Consider the following 1,771-nt stretch of genomic DNA (forward strand, 5'->3'; position numbering starts at 1 on the left):
GGGTGGGGCCGCCGTGAACCCCAACGCTGCTGCTCCTTCATTTCCGTCTCATGGACTGAGGTCACATGCTCGAAGCGAACGGGCGTCCATGTCGTTTCAGGGAAGATGAGAAATTTCATGCGGGCGGTGGGAGAATGGTTTCCAATGGCCTGCCCGGCGAACGAGTGCTGATGAGGCACATTTCGTGAAACATGCCTGCATGAGACTGGCTGCGTCCGCGCTTCGGGAGGGTGCGGCCTCGACACGATGTCGTTTCGAGGAGTAGGCTACAAGCTTCTGTAGCAACGAAAGAATCGATGGTCATGGCGCAAGTGCTCAGCCGTTCGGGGAACGAGGTGACTATTTCGGTGACAGTGCGCCTTGAAGGCAGCCTGCTGGAGATGGAGGCGGCGATCCAAGAGGCCGCCAACGCGGTGGGTTGCTGCGCCACGGAGGAGGCGCTCAAGCGTTTCGACACCGACGGGCGCCCGATGCGGGTCGGAGCGATCAAGCTGACCGCGCGCGGGCGCGACCCCAAGCCCTACCAGACACCCTACGGCGTGGTCGAGGTGGAACGCTATGTCTACCAGACCTCCCGCGGCGGGCGGATCTACTGTCCGCTGGAGCATCAGGCCCGTATCGTGCGCGGCGCCACGCCCTTGTTCGCCAGTCAGGTCAGCCACAAGTACGCGCAGCTGAACGTGCGCGCCGTGCAGCGGGATCTGGAACAGAACCACGGCCGCAAGGTGGCCGCCTCCTACATCCAGAACGTTGCCGAGTGGGTCGGCACCATCGCCGAGGCCAAGGAAGAGGACTGGGACTACGAGCTGCCGCGGCTCACCGGCGGCATCGCCACCGTCGCCGTCAGCCTCGACGGGGCCATGATCCCGATGGCCGACAGCGCGGGCTACCGCGAGGCCATGGTCGGCACCCTGTCGTTCTACGACCATGACGGCGAGCGTCGCCACACGATCTACCTCGCCGCCGCACCCGAGTATGGCAAGCAGACGTTCAACGAACGCCTAGCGCGCGAGATCGCCCGCGCCAAGCAGCGTTATCCCGAGGCGCGCTACTTGGGCATCGCCGACGGTGCCGCGAGCAATTGGGCCTTCCTCGACCAACACACGGACCGTCAGCTGCTCGACTTCTTCCACGCCACCGAATACATCGGCAAGCTGGCACAGGCGCGTTGGCCGAAACGTGGCAGCGAAGACAAGCGTGCCGCCTGGCACCACGCGCAGTCGCGCCGACTCAAGCACGATCACAGCGTGATCGACGAGCTCGTGGCGCAAGCGGCACAGCTGTCGCGTCGTTCGTCCCTGTCGCAGACGCTGCGCGACGAGGCCTACAGCGCCTGGACCTACTTCAACAACCATCGCCACCACATGGACTACCCGGGCTTCCTCGCCGAGGGGCTGCCGATCGGCTCAGGCGTGACCGAGGCCGCCTGCAAGAGCCTCGTCAAGCAACGGCTCTGCGCCTCCGGCATGCGGTGGAAGGACACCGGCGCCAAGATCGTGCTCAGCCTGCGGGCGCTGACGAATACCGCCGGGCGCTGGACGCAGTTCTGGCAGAAGATCGATCAGTTTGGGGCAGAGTGCGCCTGCTGAGGCACATCATTGCAGGGCCGCACCCCGCCGACGCCGCCTTCGGCTGTCAGCGATAAGCGCTTCCGAATAACCGATTGACAGCCTTCCCGGCCGGCTTGGCCGCTCACCAGGCGGGTGATCCTGCGATTACCGGAAATGCTCTTGCAAACGATGCTGACGCTGCCCCTTCTCAAACTTTGACG

General features: G+C 64.7%; 1 protein-coding gene. It reads left to right on the top strand.

Annotation, left to right across the window (positions count from 1 at the left end):
• Window positions 1–302 precede the first annotated feature (302 nt).
• A complete protein-coding gene (locus I6U14_RS15060; protein ID WP_296900339.1) occupies window positions 303–1,589 on the top strand; it encodes an ISKra4 family transposase in 1,287 nt (428 codons plus the stop codon).
• Window positions 1,590–1,771: the final 182 nt, after the last annotated feature.

Origin of the sequence: Thiohalocapsa sp. (assembly GCF_019695415.1) — a bacterium.
In the GTDB taxonomy this organism is placed as follows: Bacteria; Pseudomonadota; Gammaproteobacteria; order Chromatiales; family Chromatiaceae; genus Thiohalocapsa.